Source organism: Kitasatospora sp. NPDC057015 (assembly GCF_042673745.1).
Lineage (GTDB): Bacteria > Actinomycetota > Actinomycetes > Streptomycetales > Streptomycetaceae > Kitasatospora.
Genome location: NZ_JBHUSG010000014.1, coordinates 1 through 20,512 on the forward strand (window position 1 = coordinate 1; position 20,512 = coordinate 20,512).

The following is a 20,512-nucleotide window of genomic DNA, read 5'->3' on the forward strand; positions in this document are numbered from 1 at the left end:
CGCCGGCACACCCTCGGGTGTGCCGGCGTTCGCCGTCCCACGGGCCGCTCGGGGGCCGCTCAGCCCTCGCGCGGCGGGTACAGCACGGCGGTGACGGTCGGGTTCAGCAGTGCCCCGATGCCGACGATCCCGAGCAGGCCGACGACCACGGCGAGGGCGGCCATCACCCCGCCGGCCTGCCACATGTAGTAGGCGACCGGCAGGCAGATCGAGCTGGTCAGCACCGCCGGGCTCCGGCCCCAGCTGCGCAGCCGCAGCAGGCCCCGGGCGGCCAGCAGCGGCAGCACCCCGAGGAGCACGATCACCAGACCGCCGAACTCGCTCAGCCCCCGGTTGATCGGGTCGCCCACCAGCGCGGCGATCATGTCGTAGCCGCCCCAGACGACCAGGGCTGCGCCCTGCAGCGCGGCGATCGCCGCACCCACGGTCAGCGAGGTGGGGCGGGTGGCGGTGGCGGGCGTCGCGCCGGCGGTTTCTGCGGTCACCCAAGCAGGGTAGCCGCCGCCTCCCGCGTACCGACCCGTAGGCTGGGTTCATGCGCGCTCTCCTGGTCGTGAATCCGAAGGCGACCACCACCAGTGCCCGCACCAGGGATGTCCTCACCCATGCGCTGCGCAGCGACCTCAAGCTGGAGGTCGCCCACACCCAGTACCGGGGGCACGCCCGCGACCTGGCCCGCCAGGCGGCCGACGACGGCGCGGTGGACCTCGTGGTGGCCCTGGGCGGCGACGGCACGGTCAACGAGGTCGTGAACGGGCTGCTGGCGCACGGCCCGGGCGAGCGGGTTCCACGGCTCGCGGTGGTGCCCGGCGGCAGCACGAACGTGTTCGCCCGCGCGCTCGGACTGCCCAACCACCCGGTGGAGGCCACCGGTGTGCTGCTGGACGCGCTGGAGCAGCGCCGGGAGCGTCCGGTCGGGCTGGGCAAGGCGATGACCGAGGGCCTGCCCGACCGCTGGTTCACCTTCACGGCGGGGCTGGGCTTCGACGCCGGCGTGGTGGGCCGGGTGGAGGAGCAGCGCAGGGCGGGGCGCAAGTCCACCCACGCGCTGTACGTGGGCCAGGCACTGCGGCACTACGTCACCGAGCGTGAACACCGCCGTGCGGGCCCGGTGACCCTTGAAATTCCGGGCCGCGCACCGACCCCGGGCCTCGTCCTGACCATAGTCAGCAACACCTCGCCGTGGACCTTCCTCGGGAACCGGCCGGTCTACCCCTCCCCGCTCGCCTCCTTCGACACGGACTTGGACGTCTTCGGCATCACCCGGATGACGGCGTTCGGAACCGCTCGAACGGTCCGTCAGATCCTGCGGTCACACACGCCTTCGAAGGACGACGCCCAGGCCGTGGGCCCGATCGGCAGGCACGCCGTCTCCTATCACGACGTCCGTCACTTCACCTTGGTTTCACAGGAACCGGCCCCGTTTCAGGTCGACGGGGACCACCTTGGAGACAGGAGTCGCGTCAGTTTCACAGGCGTTCGGCGGGCACTGCGTGTGATTGTGTGACCGGAAGGGGGTTTCACCCTTCTTCTCGAACGCACAAGCCCCCTTCACTCCATAGAAGTACGGGCTGTGAGCTAGGCGACACCGAAGAATCAAAAATTCCTGCTCGAAGGGGGTTGTATCCGGGCCCGAGGTTTGCGAACCTCTACATGGCGATCGGGACGCATCGCAACGGCGGTAAACGTCAGAGTCTGACGAACGCAGCCGGGGCGCTTCCCCTGAATCACCCGAACCCCACCCCAGCACAGACCACCCGGGCCCGATGGGCCTTTGGTCCCTTTTGCTGTTGAGGGATTCGTGAAAGCGTTCACATTCACAAGCCCATCGATTGCGCCGGCCGGGCCACCGCCTGCCGGCAGGAGGAGTTGGACGACCATGGACTGGCGCCACCGCGCTGTCTGCCGCGAAGAGGACCCGGAGCTTTTCTTCCCGATCGGGAACACCGGTCCTGCTCTGCTGCAGATCGAGGAAGCCAAGGCCGTGTGCCGCCGCTGTCCCGTAATGGAGCAGTGCCTGCAGTGGGCTCTTGAGACCGGCCAGGATGCCGGCGTCTGGGGCGGTATGAGCGAGGACGAGCGTCGCGCGATGAAGCGCCGTGCTGCCCGCAACCGCGCCCGCACCGCCTGACCCGAAGCATGATCAGCCGTCGGGCCACCCGGCGGCCGCACGACCCGATCAACCCATGATCAAGGGCTTCCCTGCCTCTTCTGGCGAAGCCTTCCGTATGAGGGACCGCACTCCGGTGAGGTTCCGCGACGCCGAGCGGCCCAGGTACTTGATACTGCTCACTGAGAGCAATATTGTGGGCCTAGGGCGCTCACCGTGCGCAACGCGTCGGTGAACGTCGCATCACCCAGAGCCCCCGTTCCGGCCGACTCCCCCCGACGGCCGGAACGGGTTGAGAGGCCCTGTCGACCCACCCCCCCCGGTCGACAGGGCCTCGTTTTCGTCTCTGCGGCCGGGCGCCCACCGGCCCCCAGGGGCGCCCGACCACTCCGTGCGCGCCCCCAACTTCCTTTCGTCCACGTGCTGTTCACCCGCACGTGGGCGGCCGTCCGCCCGGTCGACCCGCACCCGCCGGGCCCGCGTCCGACCGGGCGACCCCGGCCGAACGCCCCCGGCCATCGCGGCTCAGCGCACGGGGATCTCCAGCACCACCTTGGTGCCGCCCTCCGGCGCCGCCACCATGTCGAAGGTGCCGCCGAGCTCGCCGGTCGCCAGCGTCCGGACGATCTGCAGGCCGAGGTTGCCGGCCTGCTGCGGATCGAACCCCTCGGGCATCCCCCGGCCGTCGTCCTGCACCGTGATCAGCAGGTACTCCTCCGGCTTCGCCCCGCCGTTCCAGCTGTCCGACCACCCCATGCCGGTGGCCGGCGCCCGCCCCCGCAGGGCGCTCACCTCCAGGTTCCCGGCGTCCTTGCCACCGAAGGCGTGCTCCAGCGCGTTCTGCAGCAGTTCGGTGAGCACCATCGCCAGCGGCGTCGCCACCTCGGCGGCCAGGATGCCGAAGCTGCCACTGCGCCGGGTGGCCACCCGCCCGTCCTGCGACAGCTCCATGACCATCGCCAGCACCCGGTCGGCGATCTCGTCGAACGCGACCCGCTCGTCCAGGGTCTGCGAGAGCGTCTCGTGCACGATCGCGATCGAGCCGACCCGGCGCACCGCCTCGTCCAGCGCGGCCCGCCCGGCGTCCGAGTCCATCCGGCGGGACTGCAGCCGCAGCAGGGCCGCCACCGTCTGGAGGTTGTTCTTCACCCGGTGGTGGATCTCCCGGATGGTCGCGTCCTTGGTCATCAGCTCCCGGTCGCGCCGGCGCAGCTCGGTGACGTCGCGGGCGAGCACCAGGGAGCCGGTCAGCACCCCCTTGGGCTTGAGCGGGATGGCCCGCAGGGTGACCACTCCCCCCTGCGCCTCCACCTCGGTCTGCCGGGGCGCCCAGCCGCTCGCCAGCTTCACCAGGGCCTCGTGCACCGCGCCGCGCGAGGGCGGCGCCAGTTCGGCAGTGGTCCGGCCCAGGTGGCTGCCGACCAGGTCGGTGGTCAGCCCGAGCCGGTGGTACGCGGAGAGGGCGTTGGGGCTGGCGTAGGTGACGATGCCGTCCGCGTCGAGCCTGATCAGGCCGTCGCCGACGCGGGGCGCGGCGTCCATGTCGGTCTGCTCCACGCCCGGGTAGGGGAACGACCCGGCCGCGATCATCTGGGCCAGGTCCGAGGCGCTCTGCAGGTAGGTGAGCTCCAGCCGGCTGGGCGTGCGGACGGTCAGCAGGTTGGTGTTGCGGGCGATCACCCCCAGCACCTTGCCCTCGCGCCGGACCGGGATCGACTCGACCCGCACCGGCACCTCCTCGCGCCACTCCGGGTCCCCCTCGCGGACGATCCGGCCCTCGTCGAAGGCGGCGTCCAGCAGCGGGCGCCGGCCGCGCGGCACCAGGTGGCCGACCATGTCGTCCTGGTACGAGGTCGGGCCCGTGTTGGGCCGCATCTGGGCCACCGAGACGTACCGGATGCCGTCCCAGGTGGGGATCCAGAGCACCAGGTCGGCGAAGGAGAGGTCGGAGAGCAGCTGCCACTCCGAGACCAGCATGTGGAGCCACTCCACATCGGCACCGGTCAGGGTGGTGTGGCGGCGGACGAGTTCATTCAGCGAGGGCACAGGGCCGAGCGTAGTGCCAGCGCCGCCGGCGGGCCCTGTCGGAGCCCCGCGCCATGTTGTCCAGACCAATTCCGGCACCACTCTGGACAAGCCAGATTGGTCTAGTCCACAATGAAGATGCACCAAGGAGAGGCCCCCCGCGCAAACTGCCCTGACCGCGCGCGGCCGCTCCTCGGTCGGACACCGCCGAGCGAGGACCCCGCACAGTTCTCGGTCACACCCGGCGTCCGACGACAGCTCCGGGCTGCGGTGCCGCATGGGTTGAGGGTCCCGTGTCGGCGCCGTGGCCCGTAGTGCTTTTCCCACCACCGCGACGTCCGACGACAGCTCCGGGCTGCGGTGCCATGGGCCCTCCCCCAGCCTCCGGCCGGGGGTACCCCCACCGTCGCCGGCGGCGAGGAGGGAGGGTTGAGGGTCCCGTGTCGGCGCCGTGGCCCGTAGTGCTTTCCGGTGGTGCCGCACTCGACGACGCGACCCCCGTCCACAGGCTGTGGACGGGGGTCGCGTCGTGACGGCCGCCGCGGGCCGGGCCCAGCCGGCCTCAGTGGGTCTCGGTGACCTTGGCGAGGGCGCGCGGAGCGTCCGGGTCCTGGCCGCGGGCGATGGTGACCTCGTACGCCAGCAGCTGCAGGGGCAGGATCTCCAGGATCGTCTGCACCTCCTCGGGGACGCCGGCGGGCAGGGCGAAGCCCGCGGAGGCCGCGTCGACCTGGTTCTGCTGGCCGACCACCACCAGGTCCGCACCGCGGCCGCGCAGGCGGTCCAGGACGGGCTGCAGGGCCTCCCCGCCCTTCCCGTCCGGCACGATCGCGATCACCGGGGAGACGTTGTCCACCATGGCCAGCGGGCCGTGCAGGAGGTCAGCGCCGGAGAACGGCGAGGCCGGGATGTAGGTGGTCTCCATCAGCTTGAGGGCCGCCTCGCGGGCGGTCGGGTAGCCGTAGCCGCGCGAGGTGATGACCAGCCGCTGGGCGAAGCGGTAGCGCTCGGCCAGGGCCTTGATCTCGCCCTGCCGGGCCAGGATGCCGGCGGCCAGCCCCGGCAGGGCCTTGGCGGCCGAACCGTCCCCGCCGCGCAGGCCCTCGACGAGGAGGTACAGCGCGAGCAGTTCGGCGGTGTAGGTCTTGGTGGCGGGCAGCGCCTTCTCCGGCCCCGCGAGCACGTCGATGTGGAACTCGGACACCTCGGCCAGCGGCGAGGCCGCGTTGTTGGTGACCGCCAGGGTGATCGCGCCGGCCTCGCGGGCCGCCTTGGTCGAGGCGACCAGGTCGGGCGAGCCGCCGGACTGGCTGACGGTGATCACCAGGACGTCCGTGAGGTCCGGCTTGGCGCCGTACGCGGTGGTGGTCGACATCGAGGTGAGGCCGGCGGGCTTGCCGAGCAGGATCTCGATCAGGTACTTCGCGTACAGCGCGGCGTTGTCGGACGTGCCGCGCGCGGTCAGCAGGACGAAGCGCGGGCTGCGGGCCGCGATCTCGGCGGCGATGTCCCGGATCCTGGGGGCGCCCTCGTCGAGGATGCGCTGCAGGACGGCCGGCTGCTCGGCCATCTCCGCCGCCATGATCCGGCCGGGGACGGCCGAGAGGGTCTGCGGGTCGGACATCTGGGGTGCCTCCGATGAGATGGTTCAACCCCGACCGGGCGGCTGCCCGGCGGGGACCTCTACGGCGGCGAGTCCGCACACTCGCTGCGGTGATTGCGCTGCAATCCTACGGGGGCGTTCCGGCCCGGCACATCCGAGAGCACCGTCCGGGGCTTCGGACGGTGCTCACGGACGGCGCCCCCGGTCGTGCCGGACGGCTCCAGGACGCGCCCGGGGTGCCCGGCCGAGGCCGGCCGCGCCGGGCGCGGGGGCGTCAGCCCGGGGTGTTGATGAGCTGGTTGATCTGGGCGTCGGCCTCCTTGGTGGCCTGGTCCACCGACTTGCCCTTGAAGATCGAGTTCAGCATGTTGACCAGCACGTTCTGCTTCTCGATCGCTCCCCAGCCCGGCGCCAGCGGGGTGAACCAGGCGTCCGGCACCGCGTTGGCCGCGGCCGCCGTGGCGGGCTTGCTCTTCAGCGGCTCCAGCTGGCTCAGGTTGTTCGGCAGGATGTCCTTGTCCGCGAGGTACTGCTCGGACTTGGTGCTGGTGAACATCCGGATCCAGTCCGCGGCGAGGTCCCGGACCGGCGACTTCGCGGTGACGGCCAGGTCGGAGCCGCCGATGAAGGAGGGCAGCGGCTTGCCGCCCGGGCCGGGCATGGTCGCCACCTTGACCGCGTCCTTGAGGGTCGGGTCGCCGGTGACGGGGGCGACGGCGCTGCCGGCCTCCCAGCCGTTGCCGTAGAGCACGGCGGCGTGCTTGCGGGCGAAGACGGTGCCCTGGGCGCTCTCGTTGACCGTCAGGTCGTTGTGGTTGTACTTCTGCACCAGGTCGACGAAGTGCTGGACGCCCTGCTGGGACTTGGGGTCGTTGAGCGTCCCGTGCCAGTTGCCGGCGCTGTCGAAGCGGGCGATGGCTCCGCCGTACGCGGCCACGTAGGACATCGCGGCGTACCAGTACGGGCCGGGCAGGTAGAGCGCGGAGAAGGTCTTGTCGGCCTTGTTCTTCTCCTGGACCTTGTCGAGCGCAGCCCGGAGGTCGTCCTCGTTCTGCGGGAGGTCCGCCGCGCCGGTGGCCTGCTGGAACATCGCCGAGTTGTAGATGCCCACCCGGGCGCCGGCGTAGTACGGCACGCAGAACAGCTTGTCCTGGTAGGTGCAGGTGTTGACCAGACCCCGGACCCAGTTGTCGGAGTTGTCGAAGGTGGTCTTGTCGACCGGTGCGAGCGCGCCGTTGAGGATGTACTTCATGGTCTCGGTGTTGCCGAGCTCGACCACGTCCGGCACGGTGCCCTGCTCCAGCGCGCCGTCCAGCTTGGCGACCTTCTGGGTCCACTCCTGGTAGGCCAGCTTCAGGGTGACCTTCGGGTACTTGGCCGCGAACTCGTCGTTGACCCGCTGCACCAGCTCCGGCCAGCTGGTCTGGGCGTCGTTCATCAGCCAGACCGTGACGGTGCCCGTCATCTCCTTCGGGTCCGCCGCCTTGGTGGCCCCGTCCTGCGCCGACCTGGCGCCCGAGCCACAGCCAGCGACCGACGCGGCGAGCGCCGCGATCCCGAACATCGCCATGAGCTGACGCTTCACGTCATCCTCCCGAGGGTGCAAAAAACCTGTGCCCACCGACGGCGTGATCGAGCCACCTGCTTCACCGAGGTGGGCAGCGCGGCGCCTGGGAGGGTCGATACCACATCCGGCCAGGATTGGTTCAGACCAGATTCCTGGAGCTTGGCCTAGACCACTCCAGGTGTCAACGCTCAAATGGCCTATGACAACCCGCCGTTGCAGACCTGTTGTGAGCCGTTGCCCGTAGTCGCCGGCTGATCACCATGAGTAGAACTTAAGGCAGGCTTAAGGCTCACTTGAGGGAACACCGTCACGCGACGATGGGAGGAAGGTCACACAGCGCCCAAAACGGGCCAGGGGCCGTCGGAGGAATCCTCCGACGGCCCCTGGCCTGAATGAGACGTTTCGTCAGCCAGCCGTCTGCGGCTGGCCGGTGAGCACCTCCACCGCGGCGAGTCCGCAGACCCGGGCGGCGCCGTGGGTGGCGATGTGCAGCGCTCCGACCGGAGCGGCCTGCGGGACGCCCATCTCGACCACCAGCGCGTCCGGACGGGCCGTCACCAGCCTGCCGAGCGCCGCGGACATCCAGTCGTGCCGGTGCACGTCACGGACCATCAGCACCAGCCGGCGGTCCTGGGCGCCCGCGAGCACCTCGGCGACCAGGGCGTCCAGCAGCTCGGGGGCGGCGTCGGCCGGGCCGAAGTTCTCCGCCCGGGTGCCGGGCAGCCGCGCGGCGAGCATGCCGGCCACGCCCCACGGGGTCTCGTCGCCGACCGCGACGTTCGCCTGCGGGGAGAACGAGGCCACGTACGGACGGTCCGTCACCGGGGCGACCGGACGGCCGGGGGCGCGGACCACCCGCAGGGCCCGCCGGGCGGCCTGCAGGCCGATCGACAGGTCCGGCTCCAGGCGCTCGCCCTGGGCCTCGATCCTGGCCCAGCTGCCGAGCCGGCGGACCCGGTCGGCGGCGTCGGCCAACCGCTCCTCGGAGAGCCGGCCGGTGCGCACCGCCGCCACGATCGCGTCGTGCAGGTGCAGGACGGTCTCCTCGTCGGCGTGCTCGCCGCCCACGCAGATCGCGTCCGCACCGGCCTCCAGGGCCAGCAGGGTGCCCTCGGAGGTGCCGTAGGTGTCCGCGATGGCACCCATCTCGATCGCGTCGGTGACGATCAGGCCGTCGTAGCCGAGCCCGCCGTCCTCCGGGCGCGCCCGCAGCAGGCCGCTGAGCACGGCCTTGCTGAGGGTGGCCGGCAGGCTCGGGTCCAGCACCGGGATCATGATGTGGGCGGTCATCACGGCCTTCGCCCCGGCCGCGATCGCGGCCTTGAACGGGACGAGGTCGCGCGAGCGCAGCAGGTCCACGTCGACGTCCACCACGGGCAGGCCGTGGTGCGAGTCGACGGCGGTGTCGCCGTGGCCGGGGAAGTGCTTGGCGCAGGCCGCCACGCCCACCGACTGGAGGCCCTCGACCCAGGCGGCGGTGTGCCGCGCGCAGAGCTCGGGGTCGGCGCCGAAGGACCGGACCCCGATGACCGGGTTGCCCGGGTTGGAGTTCACGTCCGCGGACGGCGCCCAGTTGTAGTTCACACCGCAGGCGGCCAGCGCCCGGCCGAGCTCGCGGGCCACGTCCCGGGTCAGCGCCGGGTCGTCGACGGCGCCGAGCGCGAGGTTCCCGGGCCAGGACGAGCCGGAGCCCGTCTCCAGGCGGGTGACGTCGCCGCCCTCCTCGTCGATGGCGACCAGGATGTCCGGGTTCTCCGCGCGCAGGGCGGCGGTGAGCTCGGCCAGCTGGGCGGTGTCGGTGACGTTGCGCCCGAACAGCGCGACCGAGCCGAGGCCCGCCGCCAGGTGCCGGCGGATCCAGTCGGGCGGCGTGGTGCCCACGAAGCCGGGCTGGAGCACGGCCAGGGCGTCGCGGTGCAGCTGGTCGTTGACCGTGCCGCTGGGGATCAGGATGCTCACGGTCGTCAGCCCTTCACGGCGCCGGCGGTCATCCCGCCGACGGCCTTGCGCTGCAGGAAGACGAACAGGATCAGGACCGGCACGGCGAACAGCGAGGAGGCCGCCATGGTCGCGCCCCAGTCGTCGCCGAACGCGCTGCGGAATCCGGTCAGCCACAGCGGCAGGGTCTGGCCGCCCTGCTTGTTCAGGATCAGGACCAGCGGGTACTCGTTCCAGGCGGTGATGAAGCCGAACAGCGAGGTCGACATCAGGCCGGGGGCGAGCAGCGGGAAGACCACCTTGACGAAGGCCTGGACCCGGGTGCAGCCGTCCACCATCGCGGACTCCTCCAGCTCCTTCGGCACGGCGGCGATGAAGCCGCGCAGCGTCCAGATCGTGAAGGGCAGCACCATCATCATGTAGAAGATGGTCAGCGGGAGCAGGCTGTTGAGCATGTCGTTGTCGCGGGCGATCAGGTAGACGGAGATCGTCATGACCTCCCAGGGCGCCATCTGGGCCGCCATGATCACCAGCACGAAGGTCTTGCGGCCGCGGAACTTCATCCGGGCGACGGCGAAGGACGCCAGGGTGGCGATCACCAGCGAGGCGAGCACAGCGCCGACCGTCACGACGAAGCTGTTGCCGACCATCGTCCAGAAGCCGTCGGCGTGCACGGCCCGGTCGAAGTGCTCCAGGGTGCCGTTCAGCGGCACGAACACCGGGGTCTTGCTGATGATGTCGGTGTTCTGCTTGAAGGCCGTGGAGACCATCCAGTAGACCGGGAAGATGAAGAAGACGAAGAGGACCACGGCGATGGCGTTGGGCCAGCTGCGTCCGATGATCGAGCGCCTCACAGCTCGTCCTCCTGCTTCAGAATGATCCGGAAGTAGTACGCCATGAGCGCGCCGAGCATCAGGATCGTCAGTACGGCGATCGCGGATCCGGTGCCGTAGTGGTTGTTGCTGACACCCTCGATGAAGGCGTAGACGGGGAGGGTCTCGGTGAGCCGCTGGGGCCCGCCCATGTTCATGGCGAACACCTGGGTGAAGGCCTTGAAGACCCAGATGACCTCAAGGAAGGTGGTGGCCAGGAAGAACGGCTTCAGGCTGGGGAAGATCACCGAGCTGAAGATCTTGAACGAGCCGGCGCCGTCCATCCGGGCCGCCTCGTAGAGCTCGGTCGGGATGGTGGTCAGGCCGGCGTACATGTTGAAGGCCACGAACGGGATCGAGCCCCACACGATCAGCAGGATGATCACGAAGAAGGTCGAGTACTGGCCGCTGAACCAGTTGTAGTCGAGCATCCCGTGGAAGCCGAGCTTGTCCAGGAGCCAGTTGACCACGCCGTACTTCTGGTCGAAGAGCCAGGTGTAGACGGTGGTGCTGGCGACGATCGGCATCGCCCAGGCCAGGATCAGGGAGGCGGAGAGGAAGAGCCGCATCCACTTGCCGAGGCGGTTGAGCAGCAGCCCGACCAGCGTCCCGCCGACCATGATCAGTACGACGTTGACGACGGTGAAGGCGATCGAGCGGCCCGTGGTGTGCCAGAACTCACCGTTGGAGAGCTGGTCGGTGTAGTTCTCGAAGCCGTTCCACTCCGTCAGGTGCTGCACGAGCTGGCGGCTGTTGAGGTTCTGGAACGAGACCAGGACCGTCTTGAGCAGCGGGTAGCCGAGCAGGAACAGGGTGGCCAGGACGGCCGGCAGCAGCAGCAGGTACGGCGCGCTGCGGGTCAGCAGGCTCGGACCGGCCGGGGGTCTGCCGTTCGTGGGGGTGCCGCCCGCGGCGGGCGGGGCGATCTGCTCAGTGGCGGCCATGTCAGCCTTCCCTGATTCCGGGGACCGTGTCTGCACCCGCTCCGAATGCACAGCCATCGTTCTCTCTTCCTAACCAACCGCACCATCGACGCGATGATGGCCAAGGGCACCTACGGGGGCATCCTCCTGGCCTCGCGCCGCCCCCCCCCCGCGCCGCGCGGGGGGGGGCGCGCGCCCCCGGCCCGGGGGGGGCGGGCGGCCCCCCCCCCCCCGCCGCTCAGTCTTACTGCTTCGCCGCGAGGCGCTTGGTGATCTCCTCGTCGTACTTCTTGGCCGTGGCGTCGTAGTCGCCACCCTGGAGCACGGCGGTCATGAACTCCTTGATCGGGTTCGGGTTGTTCTCGACCCCGGCCCAGGCCGCGATGTTCGGCGTGGTGGCGCCGTTGACGGAGGCCGCCAGGGCCGCCTTCGCGAAGTCGCCGACGACCTGGCTGTTCAGCGAGTTCTTGTTCGGGATGAGGCCGGAGGCCGCGACCTGGCCCTCGAACTTGTCCGAGAGCGCGATCTTCAGGAAGCCCTTGGCCAGGTCCTGGTTCTTGCTCGCCTGGGCGACGGCCAGGTTGGAGCCACCGAGGAACACGCCGGACGGCTTGTCGGCGGTCTTGCCCGGGAGCGGGAAGACGCCCCACTTGTCGGCGGTCATGTCCTTGGCCGCCGGGGCCTCCCAGCCGAGGCCGATCATGGAGGCGATGTCACCCTTGGGGAAGAGCGTCATCTGCTGCGGGTTGGCCTCGTCCTTGTCCTTCGGGGCGGACGAGAAGCTGGCGAGCTTCTGGTAGGTCGCGAACGCGGCCTTCGCCTCGGGGGAGGACAGGTTGCCGACGTACTTGTCGCCGTCCTTCTTGACGAGCTTGCCACCCTCGCTGGTGATCAGGCCGAAGTAGGTGTACCACTCCTGGCCCGGCAGGTAGATGGCCTGCGAGACGCCCGGGGTCGCCTTGAGCTTCTCGAGGTCGGCGTAGTACTCGTCCAGGGTCTTCGGCGGGGCGGCGATGCCGGCCTTGGTCCACAGCTCCTTGTTGTAGATGACGGAGCGGTTGGTGAAGTACCACGGGGCGGCGTACTGCTTGCCCTCCAGCACGGAGGACTCGTTCAGGTTGGCGGCCCAGTCGTTGCCGCCCAGGGTGGCCTTGTCCTTGGTGAGGTCGGCGAGGCCGCCGGTCGCGGCGTAGCCGGCCGTCTGCGTGTTGCCGAGCTCCAGGACGTCGACCGAGCCCTCGGAGAGCGCGGTGGTGACCTTGGGGCCGATGCCGTCCCACTTCTGGATCTGGATGTTGAGCTTGGCGCCCGGGAACTCCTTCTCGAAGTCCGCCTTGACACCGTCCTGCCACGCCTGCGACGCGGAACCGTCCATGAACCACGCGGTCAGGGTCTTGCCGTTGTAGTCCTTCGGCTTGGCCGCGTCATCGGCCTTCTTGCCGTCGGAGCCACAGGCCGCCAGGCCGACGACCATTGCTGCGACGCCGACCGCCGCGATGAGCTGACGCTTCACGCCATCCTCCTGAGGGATGCCAGGGTTTCCCCCCATCGGTGGCAACGGCAGACCCACGCAAAGCGGTAGGAATGGTGCCGCGGACCCATGGGACGGGTTGGGATTCATAGCTGCTGGCCTGCAGTGGTGTAGACCAACTGCCTGGAGCTTGGCCTAGACCAATGGGCGTGTCAACGGTCCTCGGACCAATCCGGAGCACCTGTTATCAAGCCGACACCGCTCATCGTTCATCGTGTGATGAGGTATTCGTTCCCCGGGCATACATGCAACGATGTGTGCCGTTGAACAAGATGGCGGCGCCGGTGCGGTTCCGCGAGGAGCAGGAGAGACGGCCGATGACCAGCGACGGGGGCAGCACAGCCCAGGTGAACGACCCCCAGGTGAAGAGCCTCCCGGTGCAGCCGGGCGTCTCCGGTGCCCGCGTTCCCAAGTACTACGGCCTCAAGCGGCACCTGCTCCAGCTCACCGAGACCCAGCCGGCCGGCACCCCGGTGCCCCCCGAGCGGGCCCTCGCCGCCCAGTTCGACACCTCCCGCACCACCGTCCGGCAGGCCCTCCAGGAGCTGGTCGTCGAGGGCCGGCTGGAGCGCATCCAGGGCAAGGGGACCTTCGTCGCCAAGCCCAAGGTCGCCCAGGCGCTGCAGCTCACCTCGTACACCGAGGACATGCGCGCGCAGGGCCTGGAGCCCACCTCCCGGCTGATCGAGGTCGGCTACATCACCGCCGACGACCGGCTCGCCCCGCTGCTGGACATCAAGCCCGGCGGGCGGGTGCTGCGGATCGAGCGCCTGCGCCTCGCCAACGGCGACCCGATGGCGATCGAGGTGGCCCACCTGTCGGCCAAGCGCTTCCCCGCCCTGCGCCGCAACCTGGTCAAGCACAACTCGCTCTACACCGCGCTGCGCGAGGTGTACGGGGTCACGGTGGCCGAGGCCGAGGAGACCATCGAGACCACGCTGGCCAACCCGCGCGAGGCCGGCCTGCTCGGCTCGGACCTCGGCCTGCCGATGCTCCAGCTCTCCCGGCACTCCTTCGACGCCGAGGGCGCCCCCGTGGAGTGGGTGCGCTCGATCTACCGCGGCGACCGCTACAAGTTCATCACCCGCCTGCAGCGTCCGGAGTAGCCCGCCCGGCGCCGGGCCCCGGCCCGTCGCGGGCCGCGCACGGCCGGACACCCCACGCACACATCGGCGCGCGGATCTCTTCCCGAGGTCCGCGCGCCGGCGCGTTCGCAGCGCGCGGACCAGGCGCGATGCGGCGGGGCGCGCCCCCGGCAGGGCCGGATGATGGGCGGGTTCCGTGAATCGGGTGACACAGGTCACTCCGTGCTCTACATTCCGCAGCTGTAGTGACTGCCGATCACCAGAGGTGCTGCTCGGCGGGTTCAGGGTGCCCCCGCACCCGGGACTGCGGCGCCGACGAGGTGACACCTCTTCAGCCGGAGCCGCAGATGTCCTCAGATCTCGAAGTCGAAGAACCACTACCCGAACGGCCGGCCGCACCACTGCCCGCCGTGACCCCCGAGCGCGTACTGGCCGGACTCAGCCTGACCGTCCCGGTGGTCGCCATGCTCTGGGTGTCCTCGTACACCAAGGCCGACCCGGAGGTCGGCGGCGTGCCGTTCTTCTACTGGTACCAGCTGCTGTGGGTGCCCGTCTCGGCCGTCTTCACCTTCGCCGCCTACCTGCTCATCAACCGCGACGAGAAGGCCCGCAAGGCCGCGAGGGCGGGTGGGCCGCGATGAACAACGGCGTGAACGTGACCGCCCTGGCGGTCTTCGTCCTCTTCTTCCTGCTGGTCACCGTGATGGGCTTCATGGCCTCCCGCTGGCGCAGGGCGGACAACGCCCTGCACCTCGACGAGTGGGGTCTGGGCGGCCGCAGCTTCGGCACCTGGGTGACCTGGTTCCTGCTCGGCGGCGACCTCTACACCGCGTACACCTTCGTCGCCGTCCCGGCCGCGGTGTACGCCACCGGTGCGGCCGGCTTCTTCGCGGTGCCGTACACGATCATCGCGTACCCACTGGTCTTCCTCTTCCTGCCGCGGCTCTGGTCGGTCTCCCGGGTGCACGGGTACGTGACGCCGGCCGACTTCGTGCGCGGGCGGTACGGCTCCAAGGCGCTCTCGCTGGTGGTGGCGCTGACCGGGATCCTGGCGACCATGCCGTACATCGCGCTCCAGCTGGTCGGCATCCAGGCCGTGCTGGACGTGCTGGGGGTGGGCGGCGGCGCGGGCAGCAACTGGTTCGTCAAGGACCTGCCGCTGTTCATCGCCTTCGGCGTGCTGGCCGCGTACACCTACTCCTCGGGGCTGCGGGCGCCCGCGCTGATCGCCTTCGTCAAGGACGCCCTGATCTACATCGTGATCATCGTCGCGGTGATCTACATCCCGATGCGGCTCGGCGGCTACGGGCACATCTTCGACACCGCCGCGCAGAAGTTCAGCGCGCCCAAGTCCGCCGGCTCGCTGGTCCTCGCCGAGAACAAGCAGTGGACGTACGCCACGCTGGCCCTGGGGTCGGCGCTGGCGCTGTTCATGTACCCGCACTCGGTGACCGGCGTGCTGGCCTCCAAGTCGCGCAACACCGTGCGGCGGAACATGGCGATCATGCCGGCCTACTCGCTGATGCTGGGCCTGCTGGCGCTGCTCGGCTTCATGGCCATCGCGGCCGGGGTGGGCAGCGGGGTGAAGGGCTTCAACGCGCAGCTCTCGGTGCCGCAGCTGTTCGAGAACATGTTCCCGGACTGGTTCACCGGGGTGGCCTTCGCGGCGATCGGGATCGGTGCGCTCGTGCCGGCCGCGATCATGTCGATCGCGGCGGCCAACCTGTTCACCCGCAACGTCTACAAGCAGTTCCTCAAGCCCGAAGCCACCCCGGCCGACGAGACCAGGGTCGCCAAGCTCGCCTCGCTGCTGGTGAAGGTGGGGGCCCTGGCCTTCGTCCTGACCATGGACAAGCAGGCCGCGATCAACCTGCAGCTGCTCGGCGGCCTGTGGATCCTGCAGACCTTCGTCTCGATCGTCGGCGGCCTGTTCACCCGCTGGTTCCACCACTGGGCGCTGTTCGCCGGCTGGGCCGCCGGCATGGCCTACGGCACCTGGAAGGCCTACGGCATCGCCAGCCCCGCGACCAAGCACTTCGGCGGCAGCGCGGCCGAGATCCCGGTGATCGGCGAGATCGGCTACATCGGCCTGACCGCCTTCGTGCTGAACCTCGCGGTGGCCGTGGTGCTGACGCTGGTGCTGCGGGCGCTGAAGGCCCCGGTGGGCGCCGACGAGACCCGGCCCGACGACTACGGCGCCGAGGCCGGCGACCCGAAGGTGCAGAACGCGCCGGTTCCCGCGGCGGCGCACTGATACGCCCTGCGCGCGCCCTGTGATCGCGCCGTCACCTCCGTGAACACTGGAGGTGACGGCGCGATCATATGTATGAACGGCTGTCCGAGAACTCGACGACCACGGGGAGAAGCGGACATGGCAGAACTCGGCACCACTCTCAACGGCCAGCACCGGAGCACGCCGGACCAGCGGCTGCCCTCCGTACTGATCGCCACCCGGCACGGCGAGTCCACCGCCAACGTGGAGTTCCAGCTCGCCGAGGCGGCGGGCGCGCTGAGCGTGCCGATCAACTGCCGGGACGCCGACATCACGCTCTCCATGCACGGCCAGCAGCAGGCCCACGCCCTCGGCCGCTGGTGGGCCGCCCTGCCCGCCGCCGACCGCCCGCGCAGCGTCTGGTGCTCGCCCTACGTCCGCACCGCGGAGACCGCCCGGATCGCGTTGGCCCAGGCCGCCGGGCTCGGCGCCGTCCCGATCTCGCTCGCCGTCCGCTTCGACGAACGCCTGCGGGACCGCGAACTGGGGATCCTGGAGATGCTGACCGCAGCCGCGATCGAGGCCAAGCACCCCGAGGAGGCCGCCCGGCGCCGCAAGATGGGCGAGCTGTACTACCGGCCGCCCGGCGGGGAGTCCTGGGCCGACGTCGCGCTGCGGGTGCGCAGCTGTCTGCGCGACCTGTGCGAGCAGGAGGACGGCAACCCGGTGCTGGTGGTCGCGCACGACTGCACCGTGCTGATGCTGCGCTACGCGGTGGAGCGGCTGACCGAGCAGCAGCTGCTGGAGCTGGAGCAGGTCCGCAACTGCTCCACCAGCGTCTGGCGCGCCCGGGCCGGCCGACTGCGGGCCGAGCAGTGGAACGGGACCGGCCACCTGGCGGCCGGCGGCTGAACCGCGCGGCGACCGGGGGGCCGGACCGGCGGGCGCCCGGGCGCCGCAGGAGCAGGGCCGGTCAGACCCGCAGGGCCGCCGCCTCGGCCGGCCAGCCGCCGGCGAAGGCCCGGCGGTAGGCCAGCGGGGTGGTGCCCAGCCGGCGGCCGAAGTGGTGGCGCAGGGTCGCGCCGTTGCCGAACCCGCAGCGGGCGGCGACGGCGTCGACCGGCTCGTCCGTGCCCTCCAGCAGGCGCTGGGCGAGGAGCACCCGCTGCCCGGTGAGCCAGCGGTGCGGGGTGGTGCCGGTCTCCTGCTGGAAGCGCCGGGCGAAGGTCCGCGGGGACATGTGGGCGCGGGCCGCGAGCTGGTCCACCGTCCACTCCTGGTCGAGGTGGTGGCGCATCCAGTCGAGCAGCCCGCCGAGCGAGTCGCCGTCCTCCTCGGGCAGCGGCCGGGCGACGAACTGCGCCTGGCCGCCCTCCCGGTGCGGGGCGACCACCATCCGGCGGGCGATCCCCCGGGCCACCTCGGCCCCCTGCACCCGGCGGACCAGGTGCAGGCAGGCGTCGATGCCGGCCGCCGTACCGGCCGAGGTGATCACCGGGTCCTCGTCCACGTACAGCACGTCCGGCTCGACGGTGGTGAGCGGGTGGCGGCGGGCGAGCTCGGCGGCGTACCGCCAGTGGGTGGTGGAGCGGCGGCCGTCGAGCAGCCCGGCCGCGCCGAGCAGGAAGGCTCCGCTGCAGATGGAGAGCACCCGGGCGCCGCCCTCGACGGCCGCCAGCAGGGCCTCGATCAGGGCCGGCGGGTAGGAGTCGCGCAGCCCGGTGGCGGTGACCACCACCAGGTCCGCCCCGGCCAGCCGTTCGGGGCCGTGCGGCACGTCGATCGTGAAGCCGGCGTGGGTGCGGTGCGGCCCCGGCGCGGCGCCGGCGATCGCGAACTCGTACACCGGCAGGCCCTCCTCGCTCCGGTCCAGGCCGAAGACCTCGCAGGCCACGCCGAGTTCGAAGGGATGGACCTCCTCCAGCACCACCACCACCACGTTGTCGAGCATGTCGTCCAGGATGCCGTGCCGGCCGGGCGGGCACCAGGGATTCGCTGGCAGTATTTCGATGTGATTGGGCATTCCTGCCACTCGTAGCGGACCGGGCCGCCCGCCAAGGTGGAGCCATGGACTCCTCGACGCTCACGGACACGCTCGCCCTCCTCGGTGCCGTCGGCGGCTTCGGCCTGCTCGGCGTGCTGGTCGGGCGCGACCAGGACCGCAACGGCCGGCACGGCCGCGACAACTGGCACCGGCCCACCGGCTATCCCGCCGACCCCGACCTCCCCGACCGGCTACCCGCCGCCGACCGGCCGGCCGACCCCCTCCCCGTCGCGGCCGTCCCGCCCTCCGGCAGACTGACGGCATGGACATCGTCATCCGCCGAGCCGTCGAATCGGACCTCGAAGCAGTCGGAGCCGTCACCCACGAGGCCTTCGTCGGCGACGGCCACAGTCCGGCCGACGGCCCCTACGCCGCCCAGCTCCTCGACGCCCGCCCCCGTTTCGAGCAGGCGGACCTCCTCGTCGCGGTCGATCCGGCAGACGGACGGCTGCTCGGCTGCGTGACCTTCGCGGTCGGCGGGACGGCGTTCGCCGACATCGCCGAACCGCACGAGGGCGAGATCCGGATGCTCGCGGTGGGCGGCGCGGCCCGCGGCCGGGGCGCGGGCGAAGGGCTGGTCCGGGCCGCGATCGCGCGCAGCCGGGAGCTGGGCCTGAGCGGGATGGCGTTCTCCACCCGGCCGTCGATGACCTCCGCGCACCGCCTGTACGAGCGGCTGGGCTTCCGGCGCGCCCCCGAACGCGACTGGGAGGTCCGCCCCGGCGTCCGGCTGCTGGTCTACGCGATGGACCTCTGACCGGGGCCGAGCCGCCCGCGCCGTGTCGCCCCGGGGCCGTCGGACCTCCCGACGGCCCCGGGGCGCGGGCTACTTCTTGTCGTACCCGGGCGCCACGTAGATGGTGTACTGCCCGTGCTCACCGCTCTTGACCACCGTGACCACGCGGTACCCGGCCTTCTTCAGCGTCGGCTGGATCGCCTTGTCCGTGGCGCCGGTCTGGGTGAAGTCCAGGACCACCACCTGCCACTCGTGCGCCTCGATGCCGGCCTGGATGGCGGGCACCCCGACCTGCTGCTTGCCGGTGTCCGGGTCCTTGCGGTAGACCGCCACCAGGTCGTGCCACTGCTGCCAGTTGCTCGACTCCCGCAGGTAGTACGCGGGGACGTTGTAGTTCTCGACCAGGTACTTGTCACTGCCCTTGCGGATGTACGGCTCCAGCGCCGCCACGAAGGACTTGGTGTTCGACCACTCGCCGTACATCGTCCGGCCCTGGGCGGCGCCCGCGTAGCCGAGCGGACCGATCACCAGGGCGGCGACCACGACGCCCGCCGTGACGTGCACCCGGCTCCGCAGCCCGACCACCACCCTGGCCAGCAGGGCGCCCACCACGATGCACGCGAACCAGGCGCCGAAGTCGACGTGCTTCTGCAGCGACAGCCAGGTGTGGATGCGGATCTGGTTCGCCGGGGCGAGGACACCGCCCACCAGCAGCACCGCGGCCAGGCACGCCTCGGACCAGGCGTTCTCACCGCGGCGGCGGGCGGCCACCAGCTGCACCAGCACCCCGATCAGGGCCAGCACCAGCAGGGCGCCCACCCACTTCGCGGCCTCCCCGGCCACGTACCCGTACGCGTCGTGCCCCGGGGCGCGCTTGAGGGTGGTGTGGTTGAAGCCGTTGACGTAGCTCTCACCGGCGATCAGGGCCGCGACGGCCAGCGCCACCACGAAGACCAGCATCGTCTGCAGTCCGCGCTTCCAGCGGAACCACAGGCGGGGGGCGCCGCCCGGCCCGGCGAGGACGGTGATGCCGAGCACCACCGGCACCCAGAGCAGCGCGGCGTACTTGGTGCAGCCGGCCAGCGCCAGCAGCAGGGCGGCGAGCACCATGCTCGGATACCCGCCGCCGGTGGTGAGCCGCACCGCGAGGTAGCCGGCCCAGGCGAGCAGCGCCAGCGCCATCGAGTCGTAGGTGGCCAGCCCGCCCAGGAACTGGGTGGGCCCGAGCGCGGCGAAGCAGGCCGCCGCGCAGAAGGCCGCGAGCGAGCCGTGCAGCCGCCGGGTGGCCAGGTGGACGGCCACCGTGGCGGAGAGCATGAAGGCCATGCTCAGCAGCCGGGCGGCGGTCAGTCCGCCGAACATGTCGGCCAGGGCCACGACCACCGGGTAGATCAGCGGCGAGCCGGAGAAGAAGGTCTCGTAGGTGGCCACCGGAGTTCCGCGCACCAGGTTCTCGAACTCCTGGTACCCGGCGTAGATGTAGGTGCCCTCGTCGACGAAGGCGGTGTTGCTGCCCAGCAGGTGGTACGAGAGGGCGCCCTGGACCAGCAGGACGGCGAGCAGCGGCAGCAGGTCGGCCCGCAGGGCGGGCCGGGGCGGGCCCGCCACCCGTTCCGGGGTCCGTCTGCGCCGGCCGGAGGAGGCCCCGGCGGCGACCGGGGACTCGGCGGCCCGGGGGCCGGGGACGCCGGGGCCGGCCGCGCCCGGCTGCCGCGCCCCCGGTGGGGGGAGTACCGGCCGCCGGGTGGATTCGGGCCGGATCCAACGGCCGTCGGCACTCATCTGGAACTGCTCCTCGTTCAGGACGTCGCGCCCGTACGGCACGCGTCGGGCTCGTCACGCGGGTGGGCGCCGGGGCGGATCGTC

17 protein-coding genes are annotated in these 20,512 nt (G+C 71.1%); 7 read left to right on the forward strand and 10 right to left on the reverse strand.

The window, feature by feature from the left end:
- Window positions 1-59: 59 nt before the first annotated feature.
- A complete protein-coding gene (locus ACFTWP_RS16060; RefSeq protein ID WP_380265154.1) occupies window positions 60-485 on the reverse strand; it encodes a hypothetical protein in 426 nt (141 codons plus the stop codon).
- Between the two features lie 50 nt (window positions 486-535).
- On the opposite strand from ACFTWP_RS16060, the gene ACFTWP_RS16065 reads away from it, so the two are divergent.
- Window positions 536-1,507 carry a diacylglycerol/lipid kinase family protein gene (locus tag ACFTWP_RS16065; RefSeq protein WP_380265155.1) on the forward strand — a complete coding sequence of 324 codons (972 nt, stop codon included), beginning with the start codon at window positions 536-538 and terminating at the stop codon, window positions 1,505-1,507.
- A 372-nt stretch (window positions 1,508-1,879) separates the two neighbouring features.
- The gene (locus tag ACFTWP_RS16070; protein ID WP_014138019.1) at window positions 1,880-2,131 is read left to right on the forward strand and encodes a WhiB family transcriptional regulator; all 252 of its coding nucleotides are present in this window, start codon (window positions 1,880-1,882) and stop codon (window positions 2,129-2,131) included.
- A 504-nt stretch (window positions 2,132-2,635) separates the two neighbouring features.
- Here ACFTWP_RS16070 and ACFTWP_RS16075 read toward each other — a convergent pair.
- From ACFTWP_RS16075 to ACFTWP_RS16105, 7 genes are all read right to left on the reverse strand, one after another.
- The gene (locus ACFTWP_RS16075) at window positions 2,636-4,156 is read right to left on the reverse strand and encodes a sensor histidine kinase (RefSeq protein ID WP_380265156.1); all 1,521 of its coding nucleotides are present in this window, start codon (window positions 4,154-4,156) and stop codon (window positions 2,636-2,638) included.
- A 541-nt stretch (window positions 4,157-4,697) separates the two neighbouring features.
- Window positions 4,698-5,759: an SIS domain-containing protein gene (locus tag ACFTWP_RS16080; protein ID WP_380265157.1), complete on the reverse strand. Its 1,062-nt coding sequence runs from the start codon at window positions 5,757-5,759 to the stop codon at window positions 4,698-4,700.
- A 253-nt stretch (window positions 5,760-6,012) separates the two neighbouring features.
- A complete protein-coding gene (locus tag ACFTWP_RS16085) occupies window positions 6,013-7,323 on the reverse strand; it encodes an extracellular solute-binding protein (RefSeq protein ID WP_380265158.1) in 1,311 nt (436 codons plus the stop codon).
- Window positions 7,324-7,710: 387 nt separating this feature from the next.
- Window positions 7,711-9,264, reverse strand: a complete 1,554-nt coding sequence (locus ACFTWP_RS16090) for a glycoside hydrolase family 3 protein (protein WP_380265159.1) — start codon at window positions 9,262-9,264, stop codon at window positions 7,711-7,713.
- A gap of 5 nt (window positions 9,265-9,269) precedes the next feature.
- Window positions 9,270-10,097 (reverse strand): carbohydrate ABC transporter permease, encoded by an 828-nt coding sequence (locus tag ACFTWP_RS16095; RefSeq protein ID WP_380265160.1) that lies wholly within the window; start codon window positions 10,095-10,097, stop codon window positions 9,270-9,272.
- Window positions 10,094-11,116: a carbohydrate ABC transporter permease gene (locus ACFTWP_RS16100; RefSeq protein ID WP_380265161.1), complete on the reverse strand. Its 1,023-nt coding sequence runs from the start codon at window positions 11,114-11,116 to the stop codon at window positions 10,094-10,096. The genes ACFTWP_RS16095 and ACFTWP_RS16100 overlap by 4 nt, the downstream gene beginning before the upstream one ends.
- A 166-nt stretch (window positions 11,117-11,282) precedes the next feature.
- Entirely contained in the window at window positions 11,283-12,551 is a 1,269-nt protein-coding gene (locus ACFTWP_RS16105) for an extracellular solute-binding protein (RefSeq protein ID WP_380265162.1), read from the reverse strand.
- 335 nt (window positions 12,552-12,886) lie between these two features.
- Between ACFTWP_RS16105 and ACFTWP_RS16110 the strand changes: the two genes are divergently transcribed.
- From ACFTWP_RS16110 to ACFTWP_RS16125, 4 genes are all read left to right on the forward strand, one after another.
- Window positions 12,887-13,675: a GntR family transcriptional regulator gene (locus tag ACFTWP_RS16110; protein WP_380265163.1), complete on the forward strand. Its 789-nt coding sequence runs from the start codon at window positions 12,887-12,889 to the stop codon at window positions 13,673-13,675.
- A gap of 326 nt (window positions 13,676-14,001) precedes the next feature.
- On the forward strand, window positions 14,002-14,295 hold the full coding sequence (locus ACFTWP_RS16115; protein ID WP_380265164.1) for a DUF3311 domain-containing protein: 294 nt from the start codon (window positions 14,002-14,004) through the stop codon (window positions 14,293-14,295).
- Window positions 14,292-15,908, forward strand: a complete 1,617-nt coding sequence (gene mctP / locus ACFTWP_RS16120; protein ID WP_380265165.1) for a monocarboxylate uptake permease MctP — start codon at window positions 14,292-14,294, stop codon at window positions 15,906-15,908. Before ACFTWP_RS16115 ends, mctP begins: the two co-directional genes overlap by 4 nt.
- A 117-nt stretch (window positions 15,909-16,025) precedes the next feature.
- Complete coding sequence (locus ACFTWP_RS16125) at window positions 16,026-16,778, forward strand: histidine phosphatase family protein (RefSeq protein WP_380265166.1); 753 nt, start codon at window positions 16,026-16,028, stop codon at window positions 16,776-16,778.
- 61 nt (window positions 16,779-16,839) lie between these two features.
- Here ACFTWP_RS16125 and ACFTWP_RS16130 read toward each other — a convergent pair whose 3' ends face one another.
- The gene (locus ACFTWP_RS16130) at window positions 16,840-17,817 is read right to left on the reverse strand and encodes a helix-turn-helix domain-containing protein (RefSeq protein ID WP_380265167.1); all 978 of its coding nucleotides are present in this window, start codon (window positions 17,815-17,817) and stop codon (window positions 16,840-16,842) included.
- Between the two features lie 355 nt (window positions 17,818-18,172).
- Between ACFTWP_RS16130 and ACFTWP_RS16135 the strand changes: the two genes are divergently transcribed.
- Window positions 18,173-18,667: a GNAT family N-acetyltransferase gene (locus ACFTWP_RS16135; protein WP_380265168.1), complete on the forward strand. Its 495-nt coding sequence runs from the start codon at window positions 18,173-18,175 to the stop codon at window positions 18,665-18,667.
- Window positions 18,668-18,736: 69 nt separating this feature from the next.
- Here the strand turns inward: ACFTWP_RS16135 and ACFTWP_RS16140 are convergent, their stop codons facing one another.
- Window positions 18,737-20,470, reverse strand: a complete 1,734-nt coding sequence (locus ACFTWP_RS16140) for a hypothetical protein (protein ID WP_380265169.1) — start codon at window positions 20,468-20,470, stop codon at window positions 18,737-18,739.
- Window positions 20,471-20,512 lie beyond the last annotated feature (42 nt).